The following is a 15,600-nucleotide window of genomic DNA, read 5'->3' as shown; positions in this document are numbered from 1 at the left end:
AGAACCTTTCGCCCCTGCCTTTTTTGTAATGTAAGTGAACTCAGGCTTCGCGCCACTTAATGGTGCAGCCAATTGCCTTGGTGCTTGGCTGGCTGATTTGTTTACCGGCTACCAGTTCATCTATTGCCGTTTCAGCATATCTTTTCTGAACCTTGTCGGCTTCTCGTGAATTATCATCAATGGCTCCGATATAGGCTACCTTAAAGGTATTATCTTTCTGCCTTTGTACAACATACACATGTGGTGTGCGGCTGGCTCCGTAGGCTCTGGTAATTTCCTGGGTTTCGTCCTGCAGGTATACAAACGGAAAACGCTTGTCTTTGGCGCGTTGCTGCATATCGGCATAGGAGTCTTTAGGAGATGCCGTTACGTCGTTTGGATTGATGGCGATAACAGGATAGCCTTTGGGCGCATATTTTTTGTGAAGGGCGATAATGCGGTTTTCGTATGCCACGGAATAAGGGCAGGTATTACAGGTAAAAGTAACAATAAAGCCTTTGGCATCTTTGTAATCGGCCATGGATACCATCTTGCCGTCTACATTCTTCAGTTTAAAGTCGCGGGCTGTATCGCCTACCTGGTAGCCTGTTTCGGCCGGAATGGCAGAGAGTAGTACGCTTATCAAAAGCAGGCATACTACATAAACGAAAGGTAATCGGACATTTTTCATAGACTTATTTATGGTTTATGTTGTTGAATCAGCTGCTGTAATTGTGCTTCTTTCATTTCCCCCTCAAAAAAAACGTACTGCTTCCGCTTGTTATTAAACATTATGGTGGCAGGTATAGCACCAGTCCACTTAGGCTCCAGCTTATCTATCCAGGAGTTGCCGTCTACTTCATCCAGTAGATACAAACGCGACTGCAGGTTGCGCTTCTTTACAAAGTTGGTTACCTTCTTGTCCAGGTCCTGCACTGCATCCATACTTACCAGTATTACCTTTACCGGCTGATCTTTGTATTGCTGATTGGCAGCCTCGAAATAAGGTAACTCTTTTACGCAGGGGCCGCACCAGGTAGCCCAGAAGTTTACAATGTATAAGGTGTCGCCTGGAGCCTGCCGTAGCTTCTCCAGTCCTTCATATTTAATTACTTTTACCTCCTGTGCAGAAACATGGAATGTAATCAGAACTGTAAGTGCGGCTGCCAACAGTAAAAACCTGGATTTTAAGATCGCTATCATATTTAAAAAACGGAATACTAGATTAATGTATTGTTTAAGCCGGATTAAGTTCCTGTTACCCAGCCTTCGGGAAGTAATAAAGTAATATGCAAAGAGTTTTGCAGGTTTCAAAAGCAAAAGGCTTAAGACGTAAATCATTAGCCTACATGAAGATCTATGATTTTAGCTTACCGCCAGTTTCGCTTTGGCCTTCTTCTTATTTCTCTTTTTAAGCTTGTTGATCCAGATAAAAGTGCCAGTTACAGGAAGAGTGGTAGCGATAAGGCAGGTAATGAAGTAAAGGATTTTAGAGAAAGTACCGAACACATCGCCTAAGTGGAGTGGCCTGATCAGCGTAACAACTTGCTCGTTAAAGGGTTTGTCTGCAAATATCTCTGCCTTCAGAACTTCACCGGTATATTGGTTTAGCTGTATTTTATCAGAAGCAGCCAGGGCAAAGAAACCAGTTTTATTTTTAGCCACTAGATAAGAGCCTGCAGAGTCGGCCGGGAAAGATACCCGCACATCTCCTTCATAAGGCAGTTCCGTATTCGCTTTCTGAATAAAGTCTGTTAAAGTCAGGGTCGTAGTTCCTGCTTGTGCCGGGTCAGAAGGCAGTGGTTTCTCGCCTCTGCCTTTAAAAACTTCGGCTCCCATCACACTGCTAACCCCCTCCTTGTACCACTCAAATGACCAGCATAAGCCAGTGAGACTCATTATGAGTAGCAGCAGGAATGCGTAAAAACCTAGGGTATTGTGTAAATCGTGGTTAATGCGCTTCCAGTTGGCATTAGTTTTCACTTTTAAATTTTGCTTCCAGTTCTTCAGTTTCGCCGGAAACCACAATACGAGGCCAGACAGCAGCAGGAAGGTGAAAATTATAGTTGAGATGCCTACAATTATCCTGCCTGTGTCTCCTTCTATCAGCAGCCAGCGGTGTAGCTTCATTACTGTTGTAAAGAACTCAGAGGTCGGGCTATCAGTGCTTCCTTTCACAACACCCGTGTAAGGGTCTACCAGATATGTTTTTGGTCTTCCGCCACCGCCATGGCCTCCACCCTGTGCGCCTGCTGGTTTGCCCTCCTGGCGTATGCCTACCTGGTATGTGCTGGCTTTATTTTCCGGAATCGAAAGAGACACCACTTTGCCTTTCAGTTCTTTTTCCAGTTGCTGAACCAATAACTCGGGCTTGAGCGGCCGCGCATCAGCTGGCACATGCGCATGGTATTTTTCCGGTTCTGCCATTTCCTCAATCTCTGTGCGGAAAGTATATACAGTACCGCTCAGGCACACAATAAACAGCACTAAGCCACTGCCAATGCCCAGCCATAAGTGCAAATCGTTGAAAAACTTCCGGATTGAATACTGCTTTTTCATACGAATGGTCTTAATCTGATTAAAGCCTGATATAATTATGGTAACTGCTTGCTGTTAGGCATGAGCAGCTACAGGTTAATCTAAGTGAACTGTTAGGCTAGATGTAGCGCCTATAGTAGCGGGTTTGCCTGCTGTTTCAAGTGTGAAAGAAACAATTTCGTTGCCCAATAGCGTAATGCCCGGCTGCTTGTTTACTGTAAAGGTTACCTCACTGCTGCCGGTAGGAATGGTTAAAAATATGGTACCGTTTACCTCCTCCGGGTTGGTGGTGAAGTCTTCGTTGTAGGTAAGGCCATTTGCCTGATATCTGACTGTTACAGGTATATTGTCTTCTGCCGGCCTTTCCAACCGGAGCTTTATGGTTGCCTGGGTCGCAGCAGAAGCAATAGTCAGCGTATTGGTCTCAAATTGTAAAGGGTTTTCAAATTCTTCTTTCTCACACGAGCTAAGTGCCACTGCAAAAATCAAAATCAGGATAAAAGAGAATAGTCTGTTCATGCGCAGATACTTATTTAGAATGATAAATCAGCGCTCTCAGCGACAGGGATGCTAAGGAAGACGCCGATTGTTTTACATCTTCAAATTTAAGTTTATTTAGACTGAATACAAACTGTGTAAGTCTAAATTTCCCTGTACATAAAAAAGCAGCTCCTACCTGAATGGTAAGAGCTGCTCTGTATTCTCAGGAAATAACTGCTATTAGAAGCGGTATGTAACTATACCTGAAAAGCTTCTTGGGTTAGTCTGGTTTATCCAGGAAGTACGGTAAGCATTGTAGCCAATTTCGTTTGCAATGTTATCAGCTAAAAGTCTTAAACCTATATGCTTATTAAAGTTATAGCTTGCCTGCAGGTTAATAGTGGTGTAGGCTTCCACGTCAAAAGGTTTCTGCCCAGGTACAATGCCCTGGTGCGTTACAGTTCTGGCCCAGTCGTTGTTAGGGCGTTCTCCTACGTAATATACACCACCGCCAAGCGATAAGCCGTTCAGGATGCTGCCTCTTACAGTGTAGTTGGCCCATAGGTTAGCCGTGTGTTTCGGTGTATTGTTAGGTGCCGAGTTATAGTAGTAAGAAGCGTGCTCTTTGTACTTGGCATCTATCAGGGCATAACCTGCAATTACCTCCAGGTTCTCCAGTAAGCGGCCTGTCAGTTCTGCTTCTATACCTTTGCGTTCGTCGTTACCGCCTTTCTGGAAGTAGCCTGTTTCGTTCCAGTTGATGTCGTACACAGGCATGTTCATGTTTCTGTTGTTGATCTTGTAAAGCGTCAGGTTAAATCTTAAGCGGTTGTTAAGCCACTCTGATTTAATGCCTGCCTCCACCTGATCGATTCGTTCGTTGCCAAGAGGCTGCCCGTTTTCATCTACACGTGTGGCACTTCTTGGGTCGGAGCTGTTGGTGTAAGAGGCAAACAGGTTAATTCCTTCTGTCGGAGTAAGCATGATACCTAACTGCGGGTTAATAGCATCGGCTCTGGTAACACCTGTTTCAGCTCCGCCACCGGTATTTTCAGAAGAACTATAGCGAAGGCCTAAAAACAGTTTCGACCAATCTGTAACTGAAATAACATCCTGCGCCATTAAGCCATAAGAAGCATTTCTGGTTATAACAGGGTTGTTGGTGTTAAGGCTGAAAGCTGCCGCGTCTGTGCGTGCAGGTGTAACTACCTGGCCTTCTGCATTTCTTACAGCAGGCACATATACAAAGCCTCTGCCCGGCAGCTGGTTATTGATCGGAGAGAAAACATCAATTATATCTATGTAATTCAGATTCCCCATTGAGCCATTGGCCGTTTCTAAATAAGTGGTTCTAAAGTCTATACCAACCTGGAAAGTATGCTTGATAAAACCTGTGTAAACATCTTTGCCGATCAGGTCAAACTGTAGAACAGAGTTATTGTCTACTCTGGAAGAAGAACCTAGTGTTCTGTAACGAAGATTAAGGTCGGAGAGCCTTGGTAAACCTGATCCGCCGGTACCAGAAGATAAGCTGGCACTTACAGAGTTATTATCCAGGTTAGATACAAAATAAGCTGCTCTTACATTAATCTTCTCGTTTAATTGTCTTGTAAAGCGTGCGGTGTAAGTTGCATTTCGGGTAATGGCGCGGTCAGAGTCAAAGCCTAGGAACTGATCGTAAGGCAAACCGTAGATAGCATTTACATCGTTGGTAGCCAGGTTAATGGTACCCAGGTCTGGTGTGCGGCTGTCGTTCAGGAAGTCCATTTCTAAAGTGAAGGCAGTTTTATCGTCAGGTCTCCACTCCAGTGATGGGTTTATGTAAAATTTCTCCAGCGAAATGCCTTTTCTGTAGCTATCGGAGCGCTCGTAAGCACCTGCCAAACGGAAAGCAACTGTTTTAGATTCGTTGATAGGGCCGTAAACATCGAAAGTTGGTCTTACCTGTCCCCAGCTTCCTACACGCAGCGAAACGGCACCGCCTTGTTCGAATTTAGGTGTTTTGGTAACAATGTTAATAATACCGCCAGGGCTGCCTAAATCTGTTGCAACACCTTGTGTAATGGCTGCCGCTCCTTTTAAAACCTGCATACTCTCAACACCTGCTACGTCGGTAAGTACACCAATACCACGGAAATCTGAATTAATGCGTACACCGTTTTTCAGGATCGGAATACCACGAAAACCTCTCGAAGACATACTTTCGCGCTGGTTGCCATAGGTGGCGTAAGTATACACGCCCGGTACGTTACGGGTTGCATCGGAAATGGTAAGTGCACCCTGCTGCTGTATAAGCCTGTCGGAGATAATAGATATACTCTGAATCTGGTCGCTCGGCCTTAAAGGCAGCCTGGTAATGGTTTCGAGTTTCTCCGGCTGAGTGTCTTTCGCACCGAAAACTTCGACTTCAGCCATTTCATTAGAACGTGTAGGCAGGTTAAAGCTGATTTCAAGGACTTCATCTGCTCTTAGTTCTACTCTGCGGGTAATGCTCTGGAAGCCGATTCGAAATACTCTTGCCTGGTAAGTACCTGATGGTACGTTTAGAATTTCAAAATTCCCGACCTCATCTGTATAAGCGCCAAAGGCTGTGCCTTCCAGTACAACATTGGCCGTGGCAATTGCTTCGCCACTTTCGGTGGTAACGGTGCCCCGGATGGTAGAAGCGTGGCGGTTATTATAGTTAGGACGTTGTGCCCACACGAACTGGGTTAGCAGAGCGCACAGGAGGAATAATGTAAATCTTTTTGCCATTGTAACAGGGTTTTATGTTTTGCCATTAACTTGTTAAGCCTTGCCGATTCCCAGACCTGTGCTTGCTGTGCAGAGGGCTCATTCAACAAAGGGTGGTACAAGAGATGCAGAAATTTTATTTAGACTTATTCTAAACTGGTGCAAACTTAAGGCTTTGTTTAGAATAGTTCCAAATAACTTGTATTAAATTTTATCGATTTTACTGTGTGTGAAAAGTTGAAGTAATTAAATGCTTGATATGCAAAAGTTTAAATATTGATATTGAGTTGAAAAAATCTTTTCCCGGTTGATGCTGTGTAAGAAAAGTAAGAACTCTGAAGAAGAGGGTTATAAGAACAGGAGGAAAAGCATGCTAAGTAAATGCAGCGCTTTACTGTATACCAGATCGCCTTACCAATGGCTATACTGGAGCCGGATTAACCATTTAGGTTTCGAACCGTTATTTATAAATGTGTTTAAACCTAAAGACGAATTTAAAATGGCAAATACATTAGAAGGAAAAAAGATAGCAATATTAGTTGAAGAAGGATTTGAGCAGGTAGAGCTAACAGAGCCTAAAAAAGCTTTGGAAGCTGCTGGTGCCATCACTCATATTATTTCTCCAAACAAGAACAGCGAAATTAAAGGCTGGAACCATACTGAATGGGGAGATAAGTTTAAAGTTGATAAAAAGCTGGCAGATGTGAAGGCCGAAGACTATAACGGCTTGCTGTTACCTGGTGGGGTTATGAACCCGGATAACCTGCGTGTAAACGACGAAGCCGTTGCTTTTGTAGATAAGTTTATGGAAAGCGGTAAGCCTGTGGCAGCAATATGCCACGGCCCCTGGACGCTGATTGAAACCGGTAAAGTGAAGGGGAAGAAAATGACCAGTTATCCTACACTTAAAACTGACTTAAAAAATGCAGGTGCCGAGTGGGTAGATCAGGAAGTGGTCGTAGATAACGGACTTGTTACCAGCCGTAATCCGGATGATATTCCTGCTTTCAACAAAAAAATGATAGAAGAGTTTGCCGAAGGTCGCCACGACCGGTAAGCGTAATGATTTACAAAAAGCCGTACCTGCAGCATGAGCAGGTGCGGCTGTTTTGTTTATTGCTTTGCCACGATATCCAGCCCGATATTCACATCCGAGTGTATGGTCTGGTTGCCAAGAGTCTGATCAGCTCTGTAAATTAAGCCCCACTGCGTGCGATCAATGTTAAAATTGGCTTTAGCTTTTAAGGTGTTGTCCTCTACAGTAACTCTGGCTGGAAAAGTGATGCTTTTCTTTTTTCCTTTAATGGTCAAGTTACCGGTGATGCGGTGCGTTGGGTTTTTTATGCGAAGCTCGCTATAACTACTGGAGCGGGTAGTATTATTCTGATTTGCTGCAGTGCTGTCGTAAGGCTCTGATGAGGTAAAATCAAAAGTAGCCGTGGGATGTGATTTTACATCGAAAAAATCTGGTGAGCGGAGGTGAGTGGTTAGCTTTTTATTGCTGGCTGCATCTATTGTTTTATCGGTGGAGCGTGTGGAGGCTATGTCCATGATAATGGAACCACCTGTCATGCCTTTTTCAGAAAGTAAAATCTCTCCTGACTGGATCGGGATGACACCATTGTGCCTGCCTGTTACTTTTGCTCCGATCCAAGTTACAGAACTTTTAGTTGTATCAATTTTAAAAGTGGATACCGAAAAGCTGTCTGCACCTGCATTGCCTAAGTTCTCTATGGCTTCGCCAATTTCAGCTTTGTCGGTTTTAATGCTGGTATCGCAGGAGGCCAGTGTGAGTAAGGCTATAAAAAACAGAACGAGTCTGTGCTGTAAATTAAGTTTGGTAGTGTTCATAGGGCGTAGGGTGAACAGCTATGCAGTATAGCTGTTGGCATTGGTTAGAAATACAGATACGATATATTGTAAAGGAATGATTTTAATTATTTTTTGAGTCATTGCATTCTCCAGGTGAGGGAACAGGCCATCTTTAGCTCTTTTTGCCCTATTTTCAATAAATACATAGTCTAAAATTTATACACAGCAAAATTATGGCTAAACAGGTTTTTGTTATGCTTTTATTAAGAAATTGTATGTGTATTAACAGCAAATTAACAACTGGTGGTGGATAAACATGTTGAATCAACAAAGTTATCCACATTTATCAACAGCTAAAGCTACTTGTAAACACAGATTTTTGAAAGGTTACACCAACTTATGCACCTTATTTTTGAGACAAAAAGTTGAAAGAAGATTGGTTGTAAATTGCACTATTATAGTAGATAAAGCTACAGGTACTTATTTTAAATTACTTCCTAAACCTCTGCTGGCTCGTAATTGTTAGCTATGTGTATGTTGAAAATAGCCTGGTCCGAAATATTTGCTCATTCCCTGCCAGAAGGCCATCGTTTTCCGATGGCCAAATACGATCTGTTGCCTGAGCAACTGTTATATGAGGGTACTATTGTGCAGGATAACCTGTTTGCGCCAAAGCCACTGCCACAGAAGTATATTCTGGAGACACACGATGCAACCTATTGGCAGCGCCTTAGCAACCTGCAGCTTTCGGCTTCAGAAATAAGGAAGACCGGCTTTCCGCATTCCAGAGAACTGATAAACCGGGAAGTAGTTATCATGAACGGCACGGTGCAGGCCGCACTATTTGCACTGGAATTCGGTATAGGTATGAACATAGCCGGTGGAACGCACCATGCTTTTACAGACAGAGGAGAAGGCTTTTGCCTTCTGAATGATATTGCCATCGCCGCTAACTTTCTGCTCAACCATAAAAACATTAAAAAGGTATTGGTGGTTGATCTGGATGTGCATCAGGGAAACGGAACAGCCCAGATTTTTGAGCGGGAGCCAAGGGTGTTTACCTTTAGCATGCACTGTGGCCATAACTATCCATTTCATAAAGAACGATCTGACCTGGATATACCTTTAGAAGTAGGCACAGACGACCAGACATACTTACACATTTTAGCTGAAACTCTTCCCCGCCTGCTGGATGAGCAAGAGCCTGATTTTGTGTTCTTTCAATCCGGAGTAGATGTGCTGGCTACAGATAAATTAGGAAAGCTGGGTATGAGCATTGCCGGATGCAAAGCACGGGATAAGATGGTGCTGGAGCTATGCCATAGAAACAGATTACCTGTAACAGTGAGTATGGGCGGAGGCTACTCGAAGCAGATTGCGCATATTGTAGAGGCCCACGCCAATACATTCAGGTTGGCACAGCATATTTACTTTTAATGCGCCTGCGGTTTTAGCTTTAAAACTAATCCCTTGTTTTAAGCTTATCGTCTTTTGTTTTTCTGCCCGGGAGAATCAGTTTTAAAAGGAGGTATACTACAGGTGCCAGAGCCAGAACGAGTATAACATATATAATCAATTTCAGCACTTTAATAAACACAGAAACAGCTAAGGCTGAAATGACCAATGATATGATAAATAAAAGCCAGAAGTTGAGGGTACTTTTGTTCATAGCAAAGGCTTAAGTTTTATAGCTTATACACCAGGTCGGCTGTATTGGGTTGCAGCTATTTTTGCATTAACACCTGCCATCTGAATGCCCACATCCAGCGAAGGCTATAGTTGGCAACCTTTGCCTGTTGTAATAAACTGATAATTTCCCGTTTTTTAAAAGCACGCCATACCGATAAGGCGGCATCGTTTCTTACTAACGGTGAGCGTGAGAATACAGCTGTAATATATTTAATAGAATAGTAGGCAAACCAGTGCCGGTGCAGGTCGTTGATAATTACTGCCAGCTGTGATTGCCTGTGCAACTGCTGAAACATGTAAATCAGTTGTTCATCTGTAAAATGGTGGCAAAACAAGCTGCAAATGGTTATGTCGTAAGGTTGCTGCGCGAAGGCATCAGAAAACACATCGTGCTGTTCGAAGCTTATTTCTGGAACCCCGGCACAGCGTTCGCGGGCATACTGTACAATATAATCGTTGGCATCTATACCTGTTAAACGAACGCGTATGCCTTTGCGTCTGGCCCACCTGGCTATGTGCAACAGCGTGTCACCACCGCCGCAACCTATATCGGCAATGTGTAAAGGCTGTGGCAGGTGAGCTTTTTTACGGGTTAATTTATTTAAGGCATTCAGCACCACCTTATGCCCTCCAAGCCAATTGTTAATCACCTCCAGCTCCTCCAGCGTTTTGCGCATATCTTCGTTTGAGAGGCTGAGGTCGTCCATCAGTTCTGCTTCATTAGATCGTTTCTCCAGCATAGCGTACCTTTAATAACATAGATTCTAATGTAAGGCCGGGGCCAAAAGCAAAGCTGAGTACCGATTCATCTTTTTCATGTGGTGTCAGGCTCTGCATCAGCTCTTGCAATACAAACAGCACCGTGGCCGACGACATATTGCCAAAGTCGCGCAGCACCTGGTAGGCAAAGCGATTATCTTCTCTTGTTAAGCCCAGCTCAGCTTCTATTGCTTCTAAAATTCGCCTCCCGCCCGGGTGGATAGCATATAGTTTAATTTCAGAAATTGAAGTTTGCAGCCCTTTCAGCAGCTTGTTTGTTAAACTTCTTATGCCTGATTTTATCAGATCTGGCACATAAGAGGAGAGGGTCATTTCAAAGCCTGTGTCGCCAATATGCCAGGCCATGTCTTCTTTGCCTGCCGGTGCCAGGTCGCAATGGAACGATTGCAGCTCCAGGCTCAGCTGCCCGGAAGGTTGCCCCTGCATCAGGACGGCAGCCGCACCGTCTCCGAAAATAGCATTCGAAATTAAATGGTCCTGCTCTGTTTTCTTTTGAAAATGAATCGTGCAGAGTTCAGTGCAAACAAGTAAAACGTTAGCCTGTTTGTTCGCTTTGCAAATTGCATCTGCCAGCTTAATGCCGTTAAAGGCGGCGTAGCAACCCATAAAGTTCACGGCAGTACGTTGCACATTGCTGGGTAACTGCAGGCGCTCCACCAGTTCTATATCCAAGCCTGGCGCATACATGCCTGTGCAGCTTATTGTAATCAGGTGTGTGATTTCCCGGGCAAGTACAGTTGCTTTTGAAAGGCAGTTCTGAATAGCCTCTTCCGCCAGTTGTACGGCATATTCGCGATACACATCCATGCGCTTCTCTACCGTTGGGAAGGGTTCCAGCGTGGGGGTATTCGGGTAAAAAAGAAATTCTCCGTTCTGCTTGGTGTAATCATCAAGTACACTGTAGCGGTGCTCGATGCCTGACACCCGGTAAATTGCTTTTAATTTTCTGCTTTCCTGTTCGTCCATCTGAAGTGCGGTAGCCATAAATTCTGCTACTTGCATCTGAGGTATTTTATTAGGTGGATTAGCTGTACCTATCGCGCATATATAACTTTTCATGTATCTGTGGTCCTGTTTTGGGCTTTTGCTGCAGATGTTGTGCTTGGGCGTGTCTCAATTTTTAACGCTCGATCGGGTAAAGCTGCTCTGTAATCAGCCTTTGCTGTTGGTTGCCTCCTCTCGCAGAATGCCTCCAGACACACTCAACCTGTCAGCAAATTTTAGTACGGGAATCTGACTGTAAATGATATAGCCTTTGTATTTTTTGTATTATTAGAAGGGTTGGCCATGGGTGTTGCGCATAATAGCCTGTACCACAGCCGGAGAGTATTTTAGTGCACCTACAGCTATTTCGGATAGGGTGGTGCTGCCGAACAGGTGCTGTACAGCCCGTCCCACTTTTAGCCTGTTTTCAAAAGCTGCTTTCCAGTTCAGGCTGTATTGCTGCTCCAGCAATTGCCTGTTGCGCCCGCTCTCGAAATAATGCAGTACGGTTTCTGCTGCTATTTTGCCTGCGTGTATGGCTATAGCCATGCCGTTTCCGCAAAGAGGTGTAATCATACCGGCTGCATCGCCACACATAAGTATATGATGCTCAATGCAGGATTTGGTCGCAAAAGATACTTCGTTTATTACTTCCGGCTGATCATACAGAAACTCGGCCTCGTTCAGAATCTGCCGGAGCAAGGGGTTCCGCGAGAGCACTGCTTTTTCCATGGCCTGTATAGTGCCGTGTTTTTTAAGATTCTCCCGTGTGGTGAGGTAGCAAAAGCAATAGCGGTTATCTTCTATTGCTGAAATGCCGGCGTAGCCATCCTTGAAATTATGCAAGGCGATCAGGTCTTTGGGGTAGTCCAGCTGTATATGGTACTTAACACCGATGTAGGGAGATCGGTGGTGGAAAAAAGGCCGGTTTAGCTGGCGGTCCAAGTTGGTGCGTTTGCCGTATGCACCCAGCACTATGTCGGCTGTAATGGTCTCTCCGTCAGATAATTTAAGGTTAAAGGAGTCTTGTGCAAACAAAACTTCCTGAACTGTAGTATGTAACTTAAAGCTCACTCCGCGTGCTTGCGCCAGCGTGTACAGGTAGTGATCAAAAGTGTAGCGGCTAAGGCCGAATCCTCCTAAATCCAGAGCTGCTTCTATGGTTTTACCTGCCGGTGATGAGAGCATGAAACGGGAAATGGTGGCAGGCTGAAGAGGTGCAGGATCGGCATGAAGCGATTTTAGGTAGGGCAGTACTTCGTTAGAAATATACTCCCCGCAAACTTTATGAAACGGGTATACTTTCTTCTCGATCAGAGTAACAGGTATTCCTTTGCTGGCCAGATGAAGGGCAGCCACTAAGCCAGCCAGTCCACCTCCTATAATTGCTACACTCTTCAAAATTTTTATATATATTTAGTGCAAAATTTATGTTGTAAAAATTGGTGAATGCACCCTTTTAATAGGGTAAAATGCAAGAACAAATAAATGTTGCCTGCGTTTTAATAATGGAATGACATTTGTAGTATAGGAATAAAAACATTACTTAATTATATATGAAACAGTTTATACTTTTATTCTTTGCCTGTTTGACTGTGCTGCTTGTGCAGGCACAGGTAAGGGTGCCTGTTGTAGGGCAAGTGCCGCAGACAGAAAAAGAAAGTGCCCTGGCTGTTGAACAGGAAGAGCAGGATATTTCCGTGTATCCTAATCCTAGTACGGGAATTTTTACTGTTTCGCTAGCTAATACAGATGCAAAAACAGCTGAATTGCGCATCATGAATGTAATCGGGAATGAAATATACCGGGAGAAGCTTGTTCGGAACGATGCACAGTTTTCTAAAACAATAGACCTGAACAGCTTTGCAAAAGGTTTATACTATGTGAAACTGGAGGCAGATAACTTTAGCGCTATACGGCGTGTAGTGGTAAAATAGATATTGTACTAGTGTGAAAACAGGAAGGGCAGCCTAAAAGCTGCCCTTCCTGTTTTAAATATACTTTCAGCTTATTCGGGAAGTATTGCTTTCGCAATAAAGCCTGTTATCTCTGTTGTGTCTTTGGCTATCCGGGCTTTTATAAATATGGCATCTGTTGTGTCTAATACCTGTATTTCCTGCGAAGCATCAAACCTAACCAAAGATGTACTTTCAAAACTGGGCTGGTTATAAAGGTCACCGCTGATAAGTGGTTTGGTGGTAAACATAACATCCGCAGGCACCTCTGATCCGTCGGCAGTTGTTACAAGTTGATTGCCGTTCTGGCCACAGCTGCTCAACACCAGCATTGCCAGTAAGCCGATCAGAGATAATGCTTTCATGGTAGTCTTACTTATGATTTAATCATACCATACAGCATTCAGGCTGTTTGAGTTTACTTCTGCTTTGCGTATTTCTTTAGAAGCGCCTGGCTCTTTAATCCGGAAGGTTTGATATCTGCTTTTTTCCAGTTGCCATCTGCTTTAGCGCTCGGAAGCAGAATAGAGCAGGTTTCATCTTTATCAGATACCGACCAGGTTATCCAGCTAAGCTTGTTTTTTTCTGCCCATGCTATCCATTTCTGCCATTCTTCTTCGTTTAGAGGCCCATCTCCGGTAGCTTCCATACCAGCAGATTCCGAAATAAAGAGCGGCAAGCCTTTGCTAAGAGCATAGTCGCCGCGGTCGCGGAGCGATTGCTTATGAGTGGCTGCATAAAAATGAAGCGTATACATGATGTTGTCAACACCTGTAAGAGGGGCGTCCGCAGCAATATGCACGTCCTGGTCCCAACGTGGCGTACCTACCAGTATAATATTATCGGGATCAATTGCCCTGATCGTAGAGATAACTTCCGTAGCATACTGCTTTATCTCCTCCCACGACTCTTCATCCGGCTCGTTGAATACCTCATAGATCACATGTGGGTTTTGTCCGTAGGTCCAGGCCATTTCTGTAAAGAATTCTTTTGCTTCTTTCAGGTTGATGTTGTGGCTGTGCCAGTCGATGATCACATAAATATCTTCTTTTATGGCTGCCTCTACTACCGCTTTAATTTTTTCTTTAGACCACTCCGGCTTCTCCAGATAGCCGTTTCTGGGCTCTACACCCATAGCGGCACGCACTACTGTGCTGTGCCAGTCTTTTTTTAGAGTCTTAACTGCGCCTGCATTGTAAAAGCGGGGCCAGAAGTTATGCCAGCCAAAGCTCATGCCCCGCAGTACTATATCATTTCCGTGCTGGTCTTTCAGTTGGGTGCCATCCACTTTTAATTGCCCATGTTTCCGAACTGTCTGGGCATTTGAAATCAGGCTGCCAGACAGGAAAAGCAGCATGGCAAGCATTAGCGATAATCTCATGTTAATTCTACGATTGTATTATCAGCTAAGGTATAGCGGTGGCAACTTAAAAGAAAGCGCGTAGTTTGACGGTATTTATCATTTATTAGTACAATCATTTCACTACCTGTACCTTTTCGGTAGCGTAGGCTTTTGATTTGCTCTTTACTGCAGCTTTTCTCTCTTTTTTTCTGCGCCCCCACCAGAGCATAAATCCTGTAACCGGCAGGCTGGAGGCAAACAGGCTGGCAAAGAAGGCAATAATTTTTCCTGCGATGCCACCTATTGCTCCTACGTGTACATCGTAGTTCATGCGCATGATCTTATCGGCCACAGTCGTGTTTTTAAAGCGCCCGTATGCGTGTGTAACCGGAATCTCCTGCAAGGTATACTGGTCGTAGTACTGGTAGTCAGATTTCCAGTACGTGCCTGGATCGGGGTTAATGGCTGTTTCGATAGAACCTTCTTTGCCCTCCGGCACGTGCACTTCCAGGCTGGCTTTGGTGTTGCGCAGCTCCGGGTATTTCATTTGCCAGAGGCGGTCCATAGCCGGTACGGTGCTGCTGGCAACGGAGGTGGTGTCGGAGTGTGGTTCGTAAAACTCTACCATCTGCTTTCCTCCTGAAGCTGCCCAGTACACCGATTTGGCAAACCACTGAAAGCCCATAATCAGGCCTGTTATGGCTATGAAAATACCTATCCAGGTCATGTAAAAGCCAAGCACATTGTGCAGGTCGTAATTTACCCGGCGCCACTTTGCATTCCACTTGATAGAAAAGCGCTGCTTTCGGGCAGCTTTATTTTTGGGCCACCACAGCACCAGGCCGGTTATCATCAGGATCACAAACAGCAGTGTGGCAGTAGCCAGAATGGGTTGCCCGATGTGAGGGGGGAGCCACAGGTAATAATGCCCCATAATCACGATCCGGAAAAAGTCCTGGTCCATGTTCTTTACCTTCAGTACCTGCCCGGTATAAGGGTCCAGAAAAACAATATGATAGTATTCCGGATCAAAGCTAAAGTAGCTTACCTGCGACGCCTTGCCTTTGGTATAACTCACACTATGTGCCTTCAGTCCGGGCAGTTCCAGGTCGGCAATGGCTTTAAGCTTTGAGGGTGGGAGCAATGCCGTTTCCTGGGCCTCCACAAATTGGTAAGGCTGTGTGGCATTTTCAATTTCTTTCTGGAAGGCAAGTATACAGCCCGTGATACCCAAAAATAGCACCAATAGCCCGGATGCAAATCCGAGCCAAAGGTGTAGTTTTCCAATGATTTTTTTGACTGTCATGC

The 15,600-nt window shown here is 44.6% G+C and carries 16 protein-coding genes; 3 read left to right on the top strand and 13 right to left on the bottom strand.

Features of this window, described 5'->3' with window-relative positions:
- Window positions 1–40: 40 nt before the first annotated feature.
- The 5 genes from C1N53_RS16315 to C1N53_RS16295 form a co-directional block, all read right to left on the bottom strand.
- Window positions 41–670: a thioredoxin family protein gene (locus C1N53_RS16315; RefSeq protein WP_137760330.1), complete on the bottom strand. Its 630-nt coding sequence runs from the start codon at window positions 668–670 to the stop codon at window positions 41–43.
- Between the two features lie 8 nt (window positions 671–678).
- Window positions 679–1,182, bottom strand: coding sequence for a TlpA disulfide reductase family protein (locus C1N53_RS16310; protein ID WP_137760329.1), 504 nt, complete (start codon window positions 1,180–1,182; stop codon window positions 679–681).
- A 162-nt stretch (window positions 1,183–1,344) separates the two neighbouring features.
- Window positions 1,345–2,538 (bottom strand): PepSY domain-containing protein, encoded by a 1,194-nt coding sequence (locus tag C1N53_RS16305; protein WP_137760328.1) that lies wholly within the window; start codon window positions 2,536–2,538, stop codon window positions 1,345–1,347.
- 75 nt (window positions 2,539–2,613) lie between these two features.
- Window positions 2,614–3,036 (bottom strand): hypothetical protein, encoded by a 423-nt coding sequence (locus C1N53_RS16300; RefSeq protein WP_137760327.1) that lies wholly within the window; start codon window positions 3,034–3,036, stop codon window positions 2,614–2,616.
- Window positions 3,037–3,237: 201 nt separating this feature from the next.
- Window positions 3,238–5,751: a TonB-dependent receptor gene (locus tag C1N53_RS16295; protein WP_137760326.1), complete on the bottom strand. Its 2,514-nt coding sequence runs from the start codon at window positions 5,749–5,751 to the stop codon at window positions 3,238–3,240.
- A 478-nt stretch (window positions 5,752–6,229) separates the two neighbouring features.
- Here C1N53_RS16295 and C1N53_RS16290 point away from each other — a divergent pair, with 478 nt between their 5' ends.
- A complete protein-coding gene (locus tag C1N53_RS16290; protein ID WP_137760325.1) occupies window positions 6,230–6,787 on the top strand; it encodes a type 1 glutamine amidotransferase domain-containing protein in 558 nt (185 codons plus the stop codon).
- A gap of 56 nt (window positions 6,788–6,843) precedes the next feature.
- Here C1N53_RS16290 and C1N53_RS16285 read toward each other — a convergent pair whose 3' ends face one another.
- Window positions 6,844–7,581, bottom strand: a complete 738-nt coding sequence (locus C1N53_RS16285; protein ID WP_137760324.1) for a YceI family protein — start codon at window positions 7,579–7,581, stop codon at window positions 6,844–6,846.
- A gap of 495 nt (window positions 7,582–8,076) precedes the next feature.
- Between C1N53_RS16285 and C1N53_RS16280 the strand changes: the two genes are divergently transcribed.
- Window positions 8,077–8,979, top strand: coding sequence for a histone deacetylase (locus tag C1N53_RS16280; RefSeq protein WP_137760323.1), 903 nt, complete (start codon window positions 8,077–8,079; stop codon window positions 8,977–8,979).
- 25 nt (window positions 8,980–9,004) lie between these two features.
- On the opposite strand, the gene C1N53_RS16275 is transcribed toward C1N53_RS16280, so the two are convergent.
- The 4 genes from C1N53_RS16275 to C1N53_RS16260 form a co-directional block, all read right to left on the bottom strand.
- Window positions 9,005–9,211 carry a hypothetical protein gene (locus C1N53_RS16275; RefSeq protein WP_137760322.1) on the bottom strand — a complete coding sequence of 69 codons (207 nt, stop codon included), beginning with the start codon at window positions 9,209–9,211 and terminating at the stop codon, window positions 9,005–9,007.
- Between the two features lie 55 nt (window positions 9,212–9,266).
- The gene (locus C1N53_RS16270; RefSeq protein ID WP_137760321.1) at window positions 9,267–9,971 is read right to left on the bottom strand and encodes a methyltransferase domain-containing protein; all 705 of its coding nucleotides are present in this window, start codon (window positions 9,969–9,971) and stop codon (window positions 9,267–9,269) included.
- On the bottom strand, window positions 9,952–11,070 hold the full coding sequence (locus tag C1N53_RS16265; RefSeq protein ID WP_137760320.1) for a type III polyketide synthase: 1,119 nt from the start codon (window positions 11,068–11,070) through the stop codon (window positions 9,952–9,954). The genes C1N53_RS16270 and C1N53_RS16265 overlap by 20 nt, the downstream gene beginning before the upstream one ends.
- A 213-nt stretch (window positions 11,071–11,283) precedes the next feature.
- Entirely contained in the window at window positions 11,284–12,396 is a 1,113-nt protein-coding gene (locus C1N53_RS16260; RefSeq protein ID WP_137760319.1) for an NAD(P)/FAD-dependent oxidoreductase, read from the bottom strand.
- 155 nt (window positions 12,397–12,551) lie between these two features.
- On the opposite strand from C1N53_RS16260, the gene C1N53_RS16255 reads away from it, so the two are divergent.
- On the top strand, window positions 12,552–12,932 hold the full coding sequence (locus C1N53_RS16255; protein WP_137760318.1) for a T9SS type A sorting domain-containing protein: 381 nt from the start codon (window positions 12,552–12,554) through the stop codon (window positions 12,930–12,932).
- A gap of 71 nt (window positions 12,933–13,003) precedes the next feature.
- On the opposite strand, the gene C1N53_RS16250 is transcribed toward C1N53_RS16255, so the two are convergent.
- The 3 genes from C1N53_RS16250 to C1N53_RS16240 form a co-directional block, all read right to left on the bottom strand.
- Window positions 13,004–13,315, bottom strand: coding sequence for a hypothetical protein (locus C1N53_RS16250; RefSeq protein ID WP_240773245.1), 312 nt, complete (start codon window positions 13,313–13,315; stop codon window positions 13,004–13,006).
- A gap of 53 nt (window positions 13,316–13,368) precedes the next feature.
- Window positions 13,369–14,331, bottom strand: coding sequence for a glycoside hydrolase family 5 protein (locus tag C1N53_RS16245; protein ID WP_137760317.1), 963 nt, complete (start codon window positions 14,329–14,331; stop codon window positions 13,369–13,371).
- A 94-nt stretch (window positions 14,332–14,425) separates the two neighbouring features.
- Window positions 14,426–15,598 carry a PepSY domain-containing protein gene (locus C1N53_RS16240; protein ID WP_137760316.1) on the bottom strand — a complete coding sequence of 391 codons (1,173 nt, stop codon included), beginning with the start codon at window positions 15,596–15,598 and terminating at the stop codon, window positions 14,426–14,428.
- Window positions 15,599–15,600: the final 2 nt, after the last annotated feature.

This window comes from Pontibacter sp. SGAir0037 (assembly GCF_005491705.1).
Lineage (GTDB): Bacteria > Bacteroidota > Bacteroidia > Cytophagales > Hymenobacteraceae > Pontibacter.
This window is presented reverse-complemented; position numbering and strand designations above follow the sequence as displayed.

Excerpts from the sequence above, each read along its gene's own strand:
- C1N53_RS16290 (WP_137760325.1), top strand. The coding sequence starts at position 6,230 with ATGGCAAATACATTAGAAGGAAAAAAGATAGCAATATTAGTTGAAGAA.
- C1N53_RS16285 (WP_137760324.1), bottom strand. The coding sequence starts at position 7,581 with ATGAACACTACCAAACTTAATTTACAGCACAGACTCGTTCTGTTTTTT.
- C1N53_RS16300 (WP_137760327.1), bottom strand. The coding sequence starts at position 3,036 with ATGAACAGACTATTCTCTTTTATCCTGATTTTGATTTTTGCAGTGGCA.
- C1N53_RS16315 (WP_137760330.1), bottom strand. The coding sequence starts at position 670 with ATGAAAAATGTCCGATTACCTTTCGTTTATGTAGTATGCCTGCTTTTG.
- C1N53_RS16250 (WP_240773245.1), bottom strand. The coding sequence starts at position 13,315 with ATGAAAGCATTATCTCTGATCGGCTTACTGGCAATGCTGGTGTTGAGC.
- C1N53_RS16270 (WP_137760321.1), bottom strand. The coding sequence starts at position 9,971 with ATGCTGGAGAAACGATCTAATGAAGCAGAACTGATGGACGACCTCAGC.
- C1N53_RS16240 (WP_137760316.1), bottom strand. The coding sequence starts at position 15,598 with ATGACAGTCAAAAAAATCATTGGAAAACTACACCTTTGGCTCGGATTT.
- C1N53_RS16280 (WP_137760323.1), top strand. The coding sequence starts at position 8,077 with ATGTTGAAAATAGCCTGGTCCGAAATATTTGCTCATTCCCTGCCAGAA.
- C1N53_RS16305 (WP_137760328.1), bottom strand. The coding sequence starts at position 2,538 with ATGAAAAAGCAGTATTCAATCCGGAAGTTTTTCAACGATTTGCACTTA.
- C1N53_RS16255 (WP_137760318.1), top strand. The coding sequence starts at position 12,552 with ATGAAACAGTTTATACTTTTATTCTTTGCCTGTTTGACTGTGCTGCTT.
- C1N53_RS16310 (WP_137760329.1), bottom strand. The coding sequence starts at position 1,182 with ATGATAGCGATCTTAAAATCCAGGTTTTTACTGTTGGCAGCCGCACTT.
- C1N53_RS16265 (WP_137760320.1), bottom strand. The coding sequence starts at position 11,070 with ATGAAAAGTTATATATGCGCGATAGGTACAGCTAATCCACCTAATAAA.
- C1N53_RS16275 (WP_137760322.1), bottom strand. The coding sequence starts at position 9,211 with ATGAACAAAAGTACCCTCAACTTCTGGCTTTTATTTATCATATCATTG.
- C1N53_RS16295 (WP_137760326.1), bottom strand. The coding sequence starts at position 5,751 with ATGGCAAAAAGATTTACATTATTCCTCCTGTGCGCTCTGCTAACCCAG.
- C1N53_RS16245 (WP_137760317.1), bottom strand. The coding sequence starts at position 14,331 with ATGAGATTATCGCTAATGCTTGCCATGCTGCTTTTCCTGTCTGGCAGC.